This window comes from Sporosarcina ureae, from assembly GCF_002101375.1.
Classification (GTDB): domain Bacteria; phylum Bacillota; class Bacilli; order Bacillales_A; family Planococcaceae; genus Sporosarcina; species Sporosarcina ureae_B.
Window position 1 is genome coordinate 3,132,960 of record NZ_CP015207.1, and the last position, 17,610, is coordinate 3,150,569.

The 17,610-nt window shown below is 39.6% G+C and carries 19 protein-coding genes; 13 read left to right on the plus strand and 6 right to left on the minus strand.

Annotation, left to right across the window (positions count from 1 at the left end; genetic code table 11):
* The first annotated feature begins 15 nt into the window (after nt 1–15).
* The 6 genes from yneA (at nt 16) to SporoP8_RS15310 (ending at nt 4,332) form a co-directional block, all read left to right on the plus strand.
* A complete protein-coding gene (gene yneA / locus SporoP8_RS15285; protein ID WP_085133308.1) occupies nt 16–342 on the plus strand; it encodes a cell division suppressor protein YneA in 327 nt (108 codons plus the stop codon).
* Nucleotides 339–992: a YneB family resolvase-like protein gene (locus tag SporoP8_RS15290; protein ID WP_085133309.1), complete on the plus strand. Its 654-nt coding sequence runs from the start codon at nt 339–341 to the stop codon at nt 990–992. The genes yneA and SporoP8_RS15290 overlap by 4 nt, the downstream gene beginning before the upstream one ends.
* 67 nt (nt 993–1,059) lie before the next feature.
* Nucleotides 1,060–1,296: a DUF896 domain-containing protein gene (locus SporoP8_RS15295; RefSeq protein ID WP_085133310.1), complete on the plus strand. Its 237-nt coding sequence runs from the start codon at nt 1,060–1,062 to the stop codon at nt 1,294–1,296.
* Nucleotides 1,297–1,404: 108 nt separating this feature from the next.
* Complete coding sequence (gene tkt / locus SporoP8_RS15300; protein ID WP_085133311.1) at nt 1,405–3,411, plus strand: transketolase; 2,007 nt, start codon at nt 1,405–1,407, stop codon at nt 3,409–3,411.
* A gap of 133 nt (nt 3,412–3,544) precedes the next feature.
* Nucleotides 3,545–3,985, plus strand: a complete 441-nt coding sequence (sirA, locus tag SporoP8_RS15305) for a sporulation inhibitor of replication protein SirA (protein ID WP_085133312.1) — start codon at nt 3,545–3,547, stop codon at nt 3,983–3,985.
* Between the two features lie 110 nt (nt 3,986–4,095).
* Entirely contained in the window at nt 4,096–4,332 is a 237-nt protein-coding gene (locus tag SporoP8_RS15310) for a YneF family protein (RefSeq protein WP_029053123.1), read from the plus strand.
* Nucleotides 4,333–4,397: 65 nt separating this feature from the next.
* On the opposite strand, the gene SporoP8_RS15315 is transcribed toward SporoP8_RS15310, so the two are convergent.
* On the minus strand, nt 4,398–5,324 hold the full coding sequence (locus SporoP8_RS15315; RefSeq protein ID WP_085133313.1) for an alpha/beta hydrolase: 927 nt from the start codon (nt 5,322–5,324) through the stop codon (nt 4,398–4,400).
* A gap of 201 nt (nt 5,325–5,525) precedes the next feature.
* A complete protein-coding gene (locus tag SporoP8_RS15320; RefSeq protein WP_332308442.1) occupies nt 5,526–6,131 on the minus strand; it encodes a beta/alpha barrel domain-containing protein in 606 nt (201 codons plus the stop codon).
* Nucleotides 6,132–6,368: 237 nt separating this feature from the next.
* Here SporoP8_RS15320 and SporoP8_RS15325 point away from each other — a divergent pair, with 237 nt between their 5' ends.
* From SporoP8_RS15325 to SporoP8_RS15335, 3 genes are all read left to right on the plus strand, one after another.
* Nucleotides 6,369–6,635, plus strand: coding sequence for a YqkE family protein (locus SporoP8_RS15325; RefSeq protein WP_085133314.1), 267 nt, complete (start codon nt 6,369–6,371; stop codon nt 6,633–6,635).
* A gap of 66 nt (nt 6,636–6,701) precedes the next feature.
* Nucleotides 6,702–7,127, plus strand: a complete 426-nt coding sequence (locus SporoP8_RS15330; protein WP_085133315.1) for a hypothetical protein — start codon at nt 6,702–6,704, stop codon at nt 7,125–7,127.
* 30 nt (nt 7,128–7,157) lie between these two features.
* Nucleotides 7,158–8,009, plus strand: coding sequence for an STAS domain-containing protein (locus tag SporoP8_RS15335; protein ID WP_085133316.1), 852 nt, complete (start codon nt 7,158–7,160; stop codon nt 8,007–8,009).
* A gap of 39 nt (nt 8,010–8,048) precedes the next feature.
* On the opposite strand, the gene serC is transcribed toward SporoP8_RS15335, so the two are convergent.
* Entirely contained in the window at nt 8,049–9,146 is a 1,098-nt protein-coding gene (serC, locus tag SporoP8_RS15340; RefSeq protein WP_157111269.1) for a 3-phosphoserine/phosphohydroxythreonine transaminase, read from the minus strand.
* Between the two features lie 213 nt (nt 9,147–9,359).
* Between serC and SporoP8_RS15345 the strand changes: the two genes are divergently transcribed.
* Nucleotides 9,360–10,202: a KPN_02809 family neutral zinc metallopeptidase gene (locus SporoP8_RS15345; protein WP_085133318.1), complete on the plus strand. Its 843-nt coding sequence runs from the start codon at nt 9,360–9,362 to the stop codon at nt 10,200–10,202.
* Between the two features lie 39 nt (nt 10,203–10,241).
* Here SporoP8_RS15345 and SporoP8_RS15350 read toward each other — a convergent pair whose 3' ends face one another.
* From SporoP8_RS15350 to SporoP8_RS15360, 3 genes are all read right to left on the minus strand, one after another.
* Entirely contained in the window at nt 10,242–11,522 is a 1,281-nt protein-coding gene (locus tag SporoP8_RS15350; RefSeq protein ID WP_085133319.1) for an L-lactate MFS transporter, read from the minus strand.
* Between the two features lie 196 nt (nt 11,523–11,718).
* A complete protein-coding gene (gene fdhD, locus SporoP8_RS15355) occupies nt 11,719–12,534 on the minus strand; it encodes a formate dehydrogenase accessory sulfurtransferase FdhD (RefSeq protein ID WP_085133320.1) in 816 nt (271 codons plus the stop codon).
* Between the two features lie 14 nt (nt 12,535–12,548).
* Complete coding sequence (locus SporoP8_RS15360; RefSeq protein WP_085133321.1) at nt 12,549–12,890, minus strand: Na-translocating system protein MpsC family protein; 342 nt, start codon at nt 12,888–12,890, stop codon at nt 12,549–12,551.
* A gap of 260 nt (nt 12,891–13,150) precedes the next feature.
* Between SporoP8_RS15360 and fdhF the strand changes: the two genes are divergently transcribed.
* The 3 genes from fdhF (at nt 13,151) to purU (ending at nt 17,609) form a co-directional block, all read left to right on the plus strand.
* On the plus strand, nt 13,151–16,075 hold the full coding sequence (gene fdhF, locus SporoP8_RS15365) for a formate dehydrogenase subunit alpha (RefSeq protein WP_085133322.1): 2,925 nt from the start codon (nt 13,151–13,153) through the stop codon (nt 16,073–16,075).
* Nucleotides 16,076–16,093: 18 nt separating this feature from the next.
* Nucleotides 16,094–16,582 carry a helical membrane plugin domain-containing protein gene (locus SporoP8_RS15370; protein ID WP_085133323.1) on the plus strand — a complete coding sequence of 163 codons (489 nt, stop codon included), beginning with the start codon at nt 16,094–16,096 and terminating at the stop codon, nt 16,580–16,582.
* A gap of 118 nt (nt 16,583–16,700) precedes the next feature.
* Nucleotides 16,701–17,609, plus strand: coding sequence for a formyltetrahydrofolate deformylase (gene purU / locus SporoP8_RS15375; RefSeq protein ID WP_085133324.1), 909 nt, complete (start codon nt 16,701–16,703; stop codon nt 17,607–17,609).
* The last annotated feature ends 1 nt before the right edge of the window (nt 17,610 follow it).

Consider the following 17,610-nt stretch of genomic DNA (forward strand, 5'->3'; position numbering starts at 1 on the left):
AGAGGAGGAATTATAATGGAGTCTATTAAAGAATTTATTAAAAATAATTATTATTTTGCAGTATTATTAGCAGTTTGTGTATCATTTGCTTGGGTTCAATTCGATAAAATGGCTGAGGAAGATCTCTATATGGAAATCGTTGTTAATGAAGGGGATACACTGTGGCAGTTGGCTTCTAATTACTCACAAGATATACCGACCACCCACTGGATCGAACAGGTACGTTCTTTAAATGAATTACCTACGGATCAAATCGTTTCAGGTGAATTACTGCGGGTGCCTGTTAAGATTAATAAACAAACAGATATTCGAGTAGCTGAAATAGGAGTGGGAACTAAATGATTGAAAAGAGATGTGTAATATACTGCCGAGTGAGTACGGAAAAAGAAACACAAGAACAATCTATTGTAAGGCAGCAAGAAGAACTTGAAAAATTAGCTACTGAGTTATCATATGATTGTGTTGGAATCTATACAGATCGGCAGAGTGGATACGACATGGATCGTGAAGGTCTTCTATCGATGTTGGATCGAATTCAAGACGGTTCAGTGGATGCGGTATTTATTCAAGACGAAACACGATTAGGACGAGGTAATGCAAGAGTCGCAATATTGCATGTAATCGCTAAAAGTGAGACGACTGTGATTACCAATCATTCAAACGGTACGATAGAACTGAATGAAATGGATTCAATGTTATTAGAAATTCTTGCAATCGTGGAAGAATATCAACGCAAACTACATAATGCGAAAATACGTAGAGGGATGAAGCGTGCTGTTGACAAAGGCTATGATCCATCGAAGAATCTGCGAAATATTGACCAAGCATTGGGGCGTGAAAGACTTGAGCTTCCGATAGAAGAAATTGTCTCACTCCGTAACAAAGGTCTCACGTATGAAGAAATTGCAAATGTATTAAATGGATTAGGTCATGCTGTCAGTAAGGCGACGGTTCATAGAAGATATAAAGAGTTTTTAGCTCTGGAACGCTAATAGGTTGCACTTTTCCTCCAGGTTGTTTACATTTTATTAAACGACTAACTTATGGAGGTTTTTAAAGGTGCTCTCAGAAAAGAAAATAAAACGCATAAATGAATTGGCAAATAAAAAGAAAACAACAGGATTATCGATTGAGGAAGCAAAAGAACAGACGCGGCTTAGAAAGGAATACTTGGAAACATTCCGTTCAAGTATGCGTGAAACTATCGAATCTGTCAAAGTAGTGGACCCAGAAGGAAATGACGTAACACCTGAAAAGGTCAAACAAGCTAGAGCCAATTTAAAACCACTAAATTGATGATAGGTAAAGGATTAACATTGTAATTAATTGTGGAATTGACTACACTATAGAAGGTATATGTACTATAAAACACTCATATGAGGCAGGATGGAAAGGATGTACAGCATGACCGAAAAAATCGATCAACTGGCAATAACGACAATCCGAACATTATCAATCGATGCGATTGAAAAAGCAAATTCTGGTCACCCAGGATTACCGATGGGCGCAGCGCCGATGGCTTATACACTATGGACGCAACATTTACACCACAATCCATCAAACCCACAATGGTTCAATCGTGATCGTTTTGTCCTTTCAGCAGGACACGGCTCGATGTTACTCTACAGCTTATTACATTTAAGTGGCTATGGTTTAACTATTGATGACTTGAAAAATTTCAGACAATGGGATTCAAAGACACCTGGACATCCGGAATATGGACATACAGTAGGAGTGGAAGCAACGACTGGACCACTTGGTCAAGGAATTGGTATGTCTGTAGGTATGGCAATGGCTGAAAAACATTTAGCGGCAACGTATAACAAGCCAGGTTTCGATATTGTCGACCACTACACATATGCACTTTGTGGAGATGGTGATTTGATGGAAGGTGTAGCGGCAGAAGCAATTTCCATGGCAGGCCATCTTCAATTAAACAAACTGATCGTACTATATGACAGCAACGACATTTCTCTAGATGGCGATTTGGATATGTCATTCTCCGAAAACATTAGAAAGCGTTTTGAATCATATGGCTGGAACTACGCACGAGTAGAAGACGGCAATGATACAAAAGCTGTTTCTGATGCAATCGAAAAAGCAAAAGGTAATACAGGTGGGCCAACAATCATTGAAGTGAAAACTGTGATCGGCTATGGTTCACCAAACAAATCTGGTAAAGCAGATGCACACGGTGCGCCATTAGGTGAAGATGAAATGGCACTTACGAAAGAGTATTACAAGTGGACATTCGAAGAGGACTTCTACGTTCCAGAAGAAGTCTATGACCGTTTTAATTCCGCAACGGACCAACTAGGTGTTCAATCAGAGCAACAATGGAATGATTTATTCGCAAGCTATGAAAACGAGCACAAAGAATTGGCAGCACAGTTTAAACAAGCGATTGCAAATGAACTTCCAACTGATTTAAAAGAACAAATGCCAGTTTATGAAGCGGGTGCTTCTGTAGCGACTCGTTCAGCATCAGGTGATTCAATTAATGCATTAGCTAAAGCAGTTCCAGCTTTATTCGGTGGGAGTGCAGACCTTGCAGGTTCGAACAAGACGACGATCAAAAATGCCGGTGATTTTACTGTAGACAACTATGCAGGCCGTAATATATGGTTTGGTGTTCGTGAATTCGCGATGGGGACTGCTTTAAACGGCATGACTCTTCACGGCGGAGTGAAAGTATTTGGCGGAACATTCTTCGTGTTTAGCGACTATGTACGTCCTGCTATTCGTCTGTCAGCATTAATGGGCTTACCTGTTACTTATGTCTTCACACATGACAGCGTAGCGGTCGGTGAAGATGGACCTACTCATGAACCTGTTGAGCAATTGGCTTCATTACGTGCAATGCCTGGATTGTCTATCATCCGTCCAGCCGATGGAAACGAAACATCTGCAGCATGGCATATAGCTGCCACTTCAAAAAACACACCAACTGTCTTAGTATTGTCTAGACAAAACCTTGAAGTATTGCCTAATTCACAAGAACTTGCGATGGAAAATGTCTCAAAAGGTGCGTATGTTATATCACCTGCTACTAAAGAGCAAGCGGATGGTTTATTGCTTGCAAGTGGCTCGGAAGTAAGTCTTGCGGTTGAAGCACAGAAAGCTCTTAAAGAGCAAGACATCGACGTCAGTGTCGTCTCCATGCCTTCATGGGATCTATTTGAGAAGCAAGACCAAGTGTATAAAGATTCTGTTCTTCCAAAGAATATCAAGAAGAGAGTGGCGATTGAGATGGGAGCTTCTCTTGGGTGGCATAAATACTCGGGCGATGAAGGAACTGTCATGGCAATCGATACATTCGGTGCAAGTGCGCCAGGCGACTTAGTCATTGAAAAGTATGGCTTTACGGTTGAAAATGTTGTGCATGAAATGAAAAATCTAGTAAATAACTAAATACCCAGCGCACGGCTCCTAGAGTCGTGCGTTTTTTGCGCAGCTTTACGACAATAATAGTGAGGAAGTTTTCCGCAAACTGACACGATTTACTGAGGACAAGTTCTATGATAGACAGTAGGAGGTGTTCGTTATGAGGAAGTATGAAATTTTTAAGATTAAGTCAGCGTATCAATCCTTCATAATGGGTCGTGAACGTTTATTATTTGAGCTACTAACAGTAGGTCCTTCTACGAACTATCAAGAAATTGAATATTTATGTGATCAATTAAATCAAAGAGAACTGGATCATATCATTCAGAATAACTTGGCAAAAAGTTTTGATGAACTGGATTCATACCATAATGAATACCGTTTGACACACTTAATCAAAGGAGAAGTCTTCATCAAAATGGGTACTCACAGTATACAAGTGTATTGCCAAGGATCACGCATGTTGGATCTAGATTTATTTGTAGCGTTATCTACTTCAACAGATCGTTTTTTTGCCGTGATGAATGAACAGGAAGAATGTGGGTGGCTCAAGCCACTAAAACACTCAGAACGCATGATACTAGAAAATTCGATGATGTAAAAACTTCCGCACAATTTGTGTACAGTCATTGCTATTCACTGCTGCTATGTTGTATAATCCTTCTTGGTAGTATGTAATCGAACTATTTTTATGAGGGGGGTTTGGCAGTAATGACTTTATGGATAGCAATTTTATTGATCGTCGTCGCTTTGATCGGCGGAGTAGCTCTCGGCTTTTTCATAGCACGTAAATATATGATGAATTATTTGAAGGACAATCCGCCAATTAATGAACAAATGTTACGTATGATGATGATGCAGATGGGACAAAAACCTTCACAAAAGAAAATTAACCAAATGATGGCTCAAATGAACAAGGTTCAAGACAAGCCAGCTAAAAAAAAATAAGTAAAACTCCGTGATTAGCAAATTCGCTAGCACGGAGATTTTTTATTTTCTACCATATAGTATTGTCAGGAATATAAACGGAAACGATTCAAAAATCTTTGAACCGTTTGTAGATATTCATCAGGGTTATCATTATACGATTTGGCATGTGCTCCTTTTGCGAAAAGCTTCAACATTTTATCGCCTTCTTTTAATTCATATAACTCTTCCGTCATTTGAGGCAAAATGAAAGTGTCTTCCATGCTGTGAATGAATAACACGGGTTTATCAATAAATTTCATCACTTCACGAGGAGAAACAGCCGCAGAAGTATAGCCATCACGAATCTTTAAAAATAAATTGGCGATTCGTAAACTCATGGACGTTTTAAACGGCATCTCCGTACGAATAATATGCAGTAGTTGCTCTGAGAAATCCGAGAACGGACAATCGGATATATAGAAATCTGCTTCATCTTCATACGTACCTGCGTATAAAAGCGTAGTGGCGGCTCCCATAGATTCTCCGTGGATACCAATTAAAGCGCGCTTACCTACACGTTTACGTACAGCTGTTACAACTTCCTTCAAATCCATTTTTTCATAAAATCCAAAACTTGTTGTTTTTCCACCAGAATCACCATGTCGACGATGATCAAAAATAACAGAATTAAATCCTAAACGTTCAAACAGTCGAGCATATTTGATGGAATTCACTTTGTTCTCCGTTACACCATGGCAAATAACAACTGTTCGCGTTGTATCTAAAGGCCGTAAGAAAATGGCGCGTAAGTTATAGCCGTTAGGTGATGGAATCCAAATATCGTCTTTTCTTACAGTTTCAAACCACTGACGATCAAAACGTTTAGCGATCATCTCGCGCTGTAAAATAACTTCTGAGTCTTTTGTTTTTAAATACATCAGGCGATTGGTTACAAGGATACCGAAAAATGTTAGAAGGGCTGTAATAACACTTGACGTTATACCGATAATATAAACTACTCTACGTTTCAACAAAATCCTCCTTTCTATTTACTTTCTTCTTGTATATAAATTATACATCGCTGTTTCAATAGGACGGGACAGATAAGGTGCAACTATATCTACTGCTGCACATATTCTGTCCATATCAATCCCTGTTGCTATATTGACTGACTGCAATAGGTATAGCACATCCTCCGTCGCGACGTTACCTGTAGCACCAGGTCCAAAGGGTCAGCCGCCTAGGCCACCGGCAGACGTTTCAAATCGATCAACGCAGGCTTGCAAAGAGACGTAAATAGTAGCCAAACCTAATTTACGGGTATCATGGAAATGTGCTGTGATTAAAATGTTCGGAAATTGCTTTTTCAGTTCATGAAATAAAGTGAAACTGGCTAAAGGGTTTGCCATACCATCAGTATCTACCGCACTTAATTCATCTACACCTATATCGACAAACTTCTTACAATGAGCTAGAGTTTTTTCAAGTGGAATAAAACCTTCATACGGACAGTGAAATGCTGTCGAAATACAAGCCCTGACAAAATGATAATTATTTTTAAGCTGATGGATAGTCGGTCGTAGCGTCTCTATACTCTCCGCAGTGGATCGATTGATAGTATGTTGATTGAATGTATCACTGACTCCTACAAACACTGCTACGCTATCTCCACCAGCTTGGAGGGCATTCTCAACACCTTGTGCATTGGGCGTGAGAACAAGTTTCCTGCCTAGTTTGCTTACCCGTTCCATAATCTCTTTGGAATCTGACATTTGACGAACCCACTTAGGCGATACATAGGAAGTGATTTCCATTTCATGTAAACCTGTTCGCTGCAAAGCATGTATAAAAGCTAATTTTTGATCGGTTGGAATACTGTTTTTTTTTCATTCTGTAAACCATCGCGTGGTCCAACCTCGATTAACGTCACGGTTTTTGGTAAACTATACATAAACATCCCTCCCCTAATCTATTGTACGTAATATAAGCGAATTAGGGCAATGTAAAACCCTTGTCAATTAAATGGATAATAATAAAAAATAGTACTCTTTATCTAATAGAAAGTAGTGAATAATATGTCGAAAAAACAACGAAAAGTATCAAGTAATCAAAGGAAGCAAACCACAGATGATTCTGCAACTTCACTTTCGGACTTAATGAGCGAAGATATGTTAGCGAAATTAAAAGGCATGAAGCAAGAAATGAAAGTGGAAGAAGAAATAAAACTCGAACAAGAAAAAGAAAAACGTATTCAAGAGCGAAAAGAACGTGAAAAAAATAAAAGTTTTGAAGAATTACTAGAGGAATATGGATATGATGGAACAAAGCATAGAGAATACTAAGCATGCAAGTAGCTATACTAGTCAAGTAGTTCCTTTATAAAAGTCTTTTACAAAGGAGATGGATAAATGCGTTTCTTGTATATTACGTATCGTAAGAAACAAGATATTCAAAAAGTACCTATATCCGAAAACCTTTTGAAACGTGTTCATGCAGCACCTATTGAGCATCCGATTGTTTATTGGTTGCAAAAGAATGTAGAAACTATTGAAATACTAGATTCTGTTATATATTATGATTTAACTAAAGAAATGGTAGAAAGTTTTTATAATACATTATGGGATGCGCATGCGGAAAAAACTAAGGCGTCTCCAAGACCTTGGAAATTCTTGCCCATCCCTGCTGACGAACAGTATATATATCCGATTGCACAATATGAAAAAGAATACGGAGTCACGTATTATGAATCTATATACAAATACATAACGGTTCTTGGAGTCATATTAAATATCTTTGACTTTGATGCTAATCAATTAATTATATTCATTCAATAAGATGGAAGAATATATCCAGGAGGATGTAAGATGAAACAGATCGATGTTAGGCTTTATGAATATTTACTAGCAAAACTTCCTGAAATTACAACTTCTTGGCTGGCAATGAGAAAAGTGGAAAAGGATTCTATTTACTCGCTTAATGCACAACCGGAAATGGAAGAAACACTTCGTGAACAAAATAAACTTACAAATTTAACAGTCATCAGCAGTTTACTTGATGATCCTGAAATCTTTGAGAAGAACAAAAGTAAATGGGCAGCGGTTGTCGCTCTAAGTAGAGTGAACAGCAATACACCTATAGAAGATGTAATTGATGCATTGAGTAATGTGCGTTTAACCTATTGGCGCTTCGTAAAAGAATTTTATTTGGTCCATAAAGAGGAAATTACAATTGAAGATTATATGCGGTGGAGTGACACAATTAATAATGCATTTGATCAGATTTATATTAATTTCGCACAAACTTATAATGAATATATCAACAGCAAGTTCGATATCCAACAAAGCTTAATTAATGAATTAAGCTCACCCGTCATAAAAATTACCGAAAAAATTGGCGTAGTACCGCTAATTGGAGATATGGATGAACTGCGTGCACGCAGTATGTTAGAAAGCATTCCTGATAAAAGTTTAGAGTCTGATATTGAACATTTATTCATTGATTTATCTGGAGTGAACGTGATTGATACACTGGTAGCACAGCAGATTTTTCAAGTGACAAAAGTGTTATCCCTATTAGGAACAAGATGCACAATTACAGGCATCTTACCAGCAATTGCTCAAGCGTCAACAGAGCTTGGTTTAGATTTTAAGAATATCCAAACGTTTAGTTCTTTACAATTAGCATTTTCAAAAGAATTTTTAATTGTAGAACAGTAAAAAACCAAGTCACTCATAAAGTGACTTGGTTTTTAGTTTTTATTTATGTTTTTCTTGGAAATCAAGCATGAATTTCTGTAAAGCCTGACAAGCTTCAAATGGCACTGCGTTGTAAGTGGAAGCACGACATCCGCCTACGGAACGGTGACCATTCAACCCGACAAATCCCGCCTCTTTAGCTTCTTCTAAGAACTGTTTTTCCAGCTCTTCATCCGCTACACGGAACGTGATGTTCATCAATGAACGACTATCTTTTTCAGCATGTCCTGTATAGAAACCGTTGCTGTTATCGATCGCATCATAGATTAGATTCGCTTTTTCTTCATTGCGCTTCGCAATCTTTTCTATGCCGCCTTGTTGTTGCATCCAACCAAGAACTTCACCCAACATGTAAATACCGAAAGATGGAGGAGTATTATATAAAGAGTTGCTTGATGAATGCGTTTGGTATTTCAAAATAGCTGGAATGCCACTATTCGCATTGTCCAACAAGTCTTTGCGGATAATCGCAACTGTAACACCTGAAGGTCCAAGGTTTTTTTGTGCGCCTGCATAAATCATTCCGAATTTACTGATGTCAAGTGGTCTTGACAGAATGTCACTGGACATATCCGCTATTAACGGAACATTTCCAGTGGAAGGGAACTCGTGGAATTGTGTACCGAAAATCGTGTTATTCGAGGTAATATGCACGTATGCATCTGTTTCTTCAAATGTAATTTCCTTAGAGGATGGGACGCGATTATAATTTGTGTTTTTTGTAGAAGCTACTTCGTATACTTCACCGATTGTCTTTGCTTCTTTAAGAGCTTTATCTGACCATGCACCCGACATAATATAGCCGGCTTTTTTTCCTTCTGCTAAAAAATTCATAGGCACCATTGCAAATTGTAGACTAGCTCCCCCTTGCAAGAATAGCACTTCATAGTTTTCAGGAATTGTGAATAAAGAACGCAAACGTTCAATTGCTTGATTATGTACTTGTTCATAAGTAGCACTGCGGTGACTCATTTCCATAATAGACATCCCTGATTCTTTGAAATCCACTAGTTCAGCTTGTGCTTTTTCAAGAACTTCGCGTGGAAGAGCGGATGGACCCGCATTAAAATTATAGACAGACTTTCGGTTACTCAACAAAATCACTCCTTCATTAATTTACAACTCTAAAACAAAGTATATATGAAAAATCATACATGGGGAATAGCTATCTGCCAATTCACAATAAATTGCTCAATTAACAAGAGGATTGTCTTGTTTGTTTCATTGCGAAAATGGGTAAATTATAATCCAGCAGCATCTACATAAGCATGTAAAGTTTAGATCACATAAAGCCGAAATGAGGGACATAGTATGAAAACAGGTGGACGCAGAAAAAGTTCAAATGTAGAGGATCGAAGAGGGAAGAGTGGCGGAGGCGGTGCGATTGCATTAGGCGGTGGTGGTCTTGGAATTGTCGGTATTATATTATTTCTCATTTTAGGCGGAAATCCGACTGATTTATTAGATAATAGTTCAGCAGTACCTGATCAACCATACGTGGAAACCGAACAAGATAAAGAATTGGCAGATTTTGTTTCGGTTGTGCTTGCGGATACTGAAGACATTTGGTCGGAGTTATTTGCTCAACAAGGAATTCAATATGAGAACCCCACGCTGGTACTTTATTCAGGACAAGTGGATACAGCTTGTGGATATGGAAGTGCAGCTGCAGGACCATTTTATTGCCCGGGTGATCAAAAACTGTATATTGACTTAGCATTTTATAATGAATTACAGAATTCATTTAGAGCGCCCGGTGATTTTGCTATGGCCTATGTTGTAGCCCATGAAGTAGGACACCATGTGCAAACGCTCCTTGGAATTTCAGATCAAGTTATGCCGCTCCGTCAAAAAATGAGCGAAGAAGAATTTAATAAATATTTAGTGAGATTTGAATTGCAAGCAGATTATTTTGCGGGTGTCTGGGCACATCATGCGAAGGGACGCGGATACTTGGAGCAAGGAGATTTACAAGAAGCAATTACTGCCGCCGGTGCGGTTGGTGACGATACGATCCAAAAGCGTGCGAGAGGCTATGTTGTTCCAGAGAGTTTCACCCACGGAACAGCAAAACAACGAATTTATTGGTTCGAACATGGCTTTGAATTAGGAACTATTGATGGTGGAGATACATTTAATCAAACAGAAAAATAAAAATCGCGAACGTCACTAAAAAGTGACGTTTGCGATTTTTTATTTTGTTGCGGCTATAGCAGGATCAACTGGAATACTTCCTTCTTTTTCATTGCGAAGTCTTTTAATATCTACCCGAATGAGTAACGAAATTATTAGAGCCACCGCGAATAAGCCAGCGAAGAATAATAAGCTGCTTTCATAACTACCTGTGGCGTCTTTCATCCATGCAGCAAACATCGGTCCAGCTACTCCCGCTGCAGACCATGCTGTCAAAATATAGCCATGGATGGCCCCAAGTTGTCTCGTTCCAAAAATATCGCCAATATAAGCCGGGATAGAAGCGAAGCCTCCTCCGTAGCATGTATAGATCACGGCTAGAATGACTTGGAAAATAATTGCGTTTGTAGTGAATGGCAAAATAGAAAATAAAACAAGTTGAATGACAAAGAACGTGGTATACGTATTGGGACGGCCGATATAATCCGAAATTGCAGCCCAGCCAAGTCTTCCGGCTCCGTTAAAGATGCCTAGCACACCAACTAAAGCGGCTGCCTGAATAGTCGTCATGCCAATACTATCAATCGCCATTGGTTTGGCAGCGGAGAGAATGGCGATACCGCATGTGACATTAATGAACAACATAAGCCATAAATAATAAAAGCGTTTCGTTTTGACTGCTTGATTGGCTGTCAATTGAGCAAGATCTTCTTTAACTTCCGTTTTACCTGAACGAATTTTTTCAATAAACCCAGGCGGTGCCCAACCTTCCTCTGGCTTTTCTAGATATAAAGAAGAAAATAACATTATTAGGAAATACGATACACCGAGAATATAAAAAGTGTTTTGTAATCCCACGTTGCTGATCAAGTATTCCATGATTGGACTACTGATGGCTGCAGCGAACCCAAAGCCCATGATGGCCAGTCCTGTAGCAAGCCCCCTGCGGTCCGGGAACCATTTGACGAGTGTGGAAACAGGTGCAATATATCCTACTCCTAAGCCGATTCCGCCGAGCATACCGTAAAAGACATACAGCAAAGGCAATGAAGACATACCTACTGCGAGTCCGGAACCTGTCACTCCCACTCCGAAGAACACAGCTGCAAGTAAACCTGCTTTTCTTGGTCCATATTTCTCTACAAAGTGACCTAAAAAAGCAGCTGATAAACCGAGAAATAAAATGGCTATACTAAACGTCAGCTGTACTTGGCTTGTGGTCCATCCAAATTCGTCAATGAGTGGATTAGTGAAGTTACTCCAGGCATAAACAGATCCTATAGAAATGTGAATACCTACTGCAGATAACGCAATCAGCCATCGGTTCTTCGTTTTTTTCATTCGTAGTCCTCCTTTTAACAAAACTCTCCTATAGCTTTAATTCCAGTACCCAAACACTTTGACTAATCGGTAGTGTAAAAGAAATATTGATAAAGTCCCCGGTTACAAAATGACACTAGTTAAACGATTACTGGAATGTAGGATAGGATTAAGGAGTATATTATTAGCAATTCACAAAGTTGTCAATATTATTTTTTCATATAGTTGGAAAAAGATTGGTGGCATCCATGACGATTCTTTCGGGATGAGTGTACACGTTAAAAGCTTCTCCACGAATGAATCCGACCGTCGTGATTCCTAAATCATCTGCTAAATTCAAAGCTAATTCAGTAGGTGCAGATTTTGATAATACGATTTCACAACCGATCTTGGCGACTTTTAGTAAAATTTCGGATGAAATACGCCCACTGAATACAATGATCTTATCTCTAACCGAAATATCATTTTTCAGACAGTGACCATAAATTTTATCTAATGCATTATGGCGGCCGATATCCATACGTGATAATAATAATTGGTCTGGTGCGCATAAAGCAGCATTGTGAACGCCACCAGTATGTCGGAACATTTCTGCCTGTTCTTCCATTTGATTCATCAAAGAAAATATTTGTGTGGGTATCAGTTGAACAGAGATACTATCCATCTTTTTCGCTGTCAGTGCATCATTTGCAAAGATATATCCTTGTCTGCTCATGCCGCAACAAGATGTGATATAGCGTTTATTCTGTAATTGTTCAAAGAAAGGATAGACTTTGTCTGTATTGACGTAAATAAAGCCATTTTCGAGATCAAGTCGAATGTCTTTGATTTGTTCCCATTTCGGTACTATTCCTTCTGAAGCTAGAAAGCCCACAGTCATATCCTCGATATATTCCGGAGTACATACAATCGTCGCGAATTCTTTATCGTTCAGTTTAATTGTGATTGCATATTCAACGGCGACTTGATCTGCTTTTTCAAAGACTTTCCCATCCTGAAATCGAATAATGGATCGTTGTTGTTGCTGTTCCATAATCCTTCCTCCTTTCAGTCAATCGAACGATCGAATAAAAATACCGAAACCGCAATATCATCATCAATTTTAAAATCGCTGAATAAGTGCAAAAACTTCGCCTCGACTAATTGTTCCAAGCCTACAGGTGGTTCTTTTGCATAAACAGCCTGAATCATACTAGTTCGTGCGCGGTGCACCATCTCTTTTCCTTCTGGCGTTCCGGCTATGAACTTTTCAGTCGGAGTCAAATTACCATAGAGAGTAGAGACCACCATATTATCTATAAATATGGTATGAATTCGTTCAGGCCCCTTGCCAAATAAGTCTTTTCGTAATTTACGGATGATATCATTAAACTCATGAATTTTTTTCATAGGACACTTCCTTTACTTATATGCAGAATAATCTAATTATTTAAGAATAGCCATTGTATTATACGCTTTATTACTTTATACTAAATATATATAAGATGGAAATCTAGTATGCGATTGCTAGAAGTTCATCAACCTACATGTAATAGTAAGTATGGATCGGTTCTTTAGCAAGTCCTGTTAAGAAACTATTCCACCATAAAAAATACCGTCATGACGGTTTTTTTATGGTGGATTTTTTATTTGAGAAGGAGGACGCCTGTATGTCAATTTCAATCAATGATAAGATTTTAAACTTCGAACCAGGGTCGACGCTCATTCAAATCATCAATGCAAATAAGATAGAGCACCCTCAAATATGTTATTTGCCAGAAGTCGACCCGATACAAACATGTGATACGTGCATCGTGGAAGTAAACGGCCAGTTAACACGTGCTTGTTCAACACAAGCAGTCGACGGCATGGATGTCAAATTAGCGTCCCCGCGTGCTAAGGAAGCACAAACGGAAGCAATGGATCGAATTTTAGAAAATCATTTACTATATTGTACCGTGTGTGATAACAATAATGGAAACTGTAAAGTACATAATACCGTGGCACTTTTGGAAGTGGAAGAACAAAAATATCCATACGAACCGAAATGTTCAAAAGATGCGGTGGATTTCACTCATCCGTTCTATCGTTATGATCCCAATCAATGCATCGCATGCGGTCAGTGTGTGGAAGTGTGTCAAAACTTACAAGTAAATGAGACGCTTTCAATTGACTGGGAACGCGATCGTCCCATTGTTTTATGGGATGGCGGAGCGAAGATTAATGATTCTTCTTGTGTAGGCTGTGGCCATTGTATTACCGTTTGTCCATGCAACGCCCTGATGGAAAAAACGATGCTTGGTGAAGCTGGATTTATGACGAACATGAGTGACGAGTTGATGGAGCCTATGGTTGATTTGATTAAGGATGTAGAACCAGGTTACAGCAGTATCATGGCGATTTCCGATGTTGAATCCGCGATGAGAGAATCCACAATCAATAAAACAAAAACCGTCTGCACATTTTGTGGAGTAGGTTGTTCGTTCGAAGTCTGGACGAAAGATCGTACAATATTAAAAATTCAACCGGTTTCCGAAGCGCCTGTCAACCAGATTTCGACTTGTGTCAAAGGGAAGTTCGGTTGGGATTTCGTGAATAGTGAAGAACGCATTACAACGCCTCTTATTCGTAAAGGTGACGAATTTGTTGAAGCATCCTGGGATGAAGCGTTGGATCTAGTCGCGAAAAATCTAGGTCAAATCCGTGACGAACATGGTAAAGACGGAATCGGTGTCATCTCCTCATCTAAAATTACGAATGAAGAGAACTACGTCATTCAAAAATTTGCTCGGCAAGTGTTTGGTACAAATAACGTAGACAATTGTTCCCGTTACTGCCAGTCCCCCGCGACAGACGGGTTATTCCGTACTGTTGGAATGGGTGGCGATGCTGGAACTATTAAAGATATTGCTAAAGCGGGCTTGGTCATCATTGTAGGTGCCAATCCTGCAGAAGGTCATCCTGTTCTTGCGACACGTGTAAAGCGCGCACATAAGCTACACGGTCAAAAGTTAATCGTAGCCGATCTCAGAAAGCATGAAATGGCTGAACGCGCAGATATCTTTATGACACCTCAACAAGGAACGGATCAGGTCTGGCTAATGGCAGTGACAAAATACTTAATCGATCAAGGCTGGCATGATCAGCAATTCATTGAGGAGAATGTTCTGCATTTTGATGACTTTACTGAAGTATTAGATCGCTATACACTCGAATATGCAGAAGAGGTAACAGGTGTTTCAAAAAAAGTATTGATTCAAACAGCTGAAATGATCCGTGATGCGGATGGTACATGTATCTTATGGGGAATGGGTGTTACGCAAAATACAGGTGGTTCCGATACTTCAGCAGCCATCTCCAATTTATTGCTAGCATCAGGAAATTACCGTCGTCCAGGCGCAGGTGCTTATCCTTTACGCGGACACAACAACGTACAAGGTGCATGTGATATGGGAAGCTTGCCTGGTTGGTTACCTGGCTATCAGCATATTACAGACGATGCAGCACGAGAAAAATTTGAACGTGCTTATGGTGTAGAGATAGAGGGTAAGCCAGGACTTGATAATATTCAAATGCTTCACTCGATTGATGCCGGAGTTATGAAGGGTATGTATATTGTAGGGGAAGATATGGCACTAGTGGATTCCAATGCGAATTATGTACACGATGTACTGTCGAAGCTCGATTTCCTCGTTGTACAAGATATCTTCTTCTCGCGTACAGCGCAATACGCAGACGTCATTTTACCGGCAGTACCATCACTTGAAAAAGATGGCACATTTACAAATACGGAACGCCGAGTACAACGACTTTATAAAGCATTGCCGAACAAAGGTAACTCCCGCCAAGACTGGTGGATCATCCAAGAAGTTGCAAACCGCTTAGGCGCAAACTGGAATTACACGCATCCAGGTGATATCTTCGCTGAAATGACAAGTTTGAGTCCTATTTTCGGAGAAGCTTCTTACGAGATGTTGGAAGGTTGGGGTAGTTTCCTTTGGGGAAGTCTAGAAGGAAAGAATACACCACTTCTTTATACCGATGGCTTTAATTTCCCTGATAAGAAAGCGCGCTTTGCTTTATCGGATTGGATTGAACCAGTAAAATTCCCTGATGAATTTGATCTTCACATCAACAATGGCCGTATGCTTGAACATTTCCATGAAGGAAATATGACGAATAAATCAGAGGGGATCCAAGAAAAAGTTCCCAATATATTTGTAGAGATTTCTCCCGAATTAGCAAAAGAACGTGGTGTAGTCACAGGTACCTATGTAAGACTCATTTCTCCATATGGAGCGTTGAAGCTTCCTGCACTTGTCACAGATAGAGTAAGAAAAAATGAATTATTCTTACCAATGAACTCAGTAGATAAGCAATCTGCAATCAACTTCCTAACTGGGCCTGCCACAGATGAACGCACAAATACACCCGCTTATAAGCAGACAAAGGTCCGCATGGAAGTGCTCGAGAAGCAGGGGGATAATCCATTACCTAAGAGTAACCACCGTGATAAAAAACGTCACCCGCAAAATGGTGTAGAAGTAGAACGTAAGTGGAATCGACCAGGATATGTCCAATTAACAGATCAATAATTAGTGAGGTGAATATCAATGGCGGCACCCATAACTTCTATTAAAAGAACAGAACGTTCCGAACTGGAAATACAGCAAGATAAGTTGGCTGAACTACAGAAAAAGATTGCTGAACAAGAAGAGTCTCTGCAGAAAATCATGGAAATCACGGGTGAATTGCATAAGATTGGTGCGTTAGACGCATTACAAGCAATGCTTCATTCAAAAGAAAAGATTACGGGCATAGCGTTAGGTCAAGTATCGAGGGAACCTGTGACAAACTTGCTCAATAATTTGATGGCAGGAGCCGGAATTCTAACCGCACTAGACCCAGCTACCATTCAGCAACTTTCAAAAAGTGTCCAAAAAGGGTTATCTGAAGCTGAGCAAGCGAATGAAGAAGGTCAGAAAACAGGCGTTTTGCAACTGATGAAAGCTATCAATGATCCTGATATCAATCGTGCGTTAACATTCGGTATGAACTTCCTAAAAGGGATGGGTAAGGGTTTAGAAAAACCAGCGGAATAACATTTTTGCGAAAAACGTTACTTTGCTTCATACTGTATTAGATGAGTTCACCCGTTCCCTAGCCTATCTGGCTGGGGAACTTATTCATTCAGTAACATTATTTGTAGGAGATGAAAACATGTCAGCCCAAAGTAAAATTGCTACACATTTAGAAGAACAATCTACAGCACAGAAAAACATCGGAAGACTGCTAGTGAAATGCTCGGATAAACCGGGAATCGTATCCGCGGTCTCAACATTTTTGCTGCGTTACGAAGCAAATATCGTAGAATCTAGCCAATACTCAACGGATCCAGAAGGTGGCATGTTCTATCTACGTATCGCATTCCATTTAGACAATCTATTGGATAAAAAAGAAGAAATGGAAGAAAGTTTTAGGGGCATTGCGAAACAACATGAGATGGACTATCGTTTTTCATACGCAGTAGAACTAAAACGAACAGCTATATTTGTGTCCAAAGAACCGTATTGTTTGATGGAATTGCTATGGGAATGGCAGAATGGCGATTTGAATACTGATATCGTTGTGGTCATCAGTAACCATGAAGATGCGCGCGGAATGGTCGAAGCACTCGGTATTCCTTTCCATTACATTCCAGCCAACAAAGATATCCGTCAAGATGTGGAGAAGCAGCAAGTGAAGTTAATGGAAGAATACGAAGTGGACGTACTAGTGTTGGCACGTTACATGCAAATACTGACACCTGAATTCGTCAGTCACTTCCCGAATCAAATCATCAATATCCATCATTCATTTTTACCGGCCTTCATCGGCGCACGTCCTTACGAAAGAGCATTTGGACGCGGTGTAAAACTGATTGGTGCCACGTCACATTATGTAACGAATGATTTGGATGAAGGGCCGATCATTGAACAGGACATCGAGCGTGTGGATCACCGAGATGATATTGTTCAATTGAAGAAAATTGGCCGTACCATCGAGCGACGTGTTCTTGCACGTGCAGTGAAATGGCATCTTGAAGATCGAGTGATTGTAGAAAACAATAAAACCATTGTCTTCCATTAAG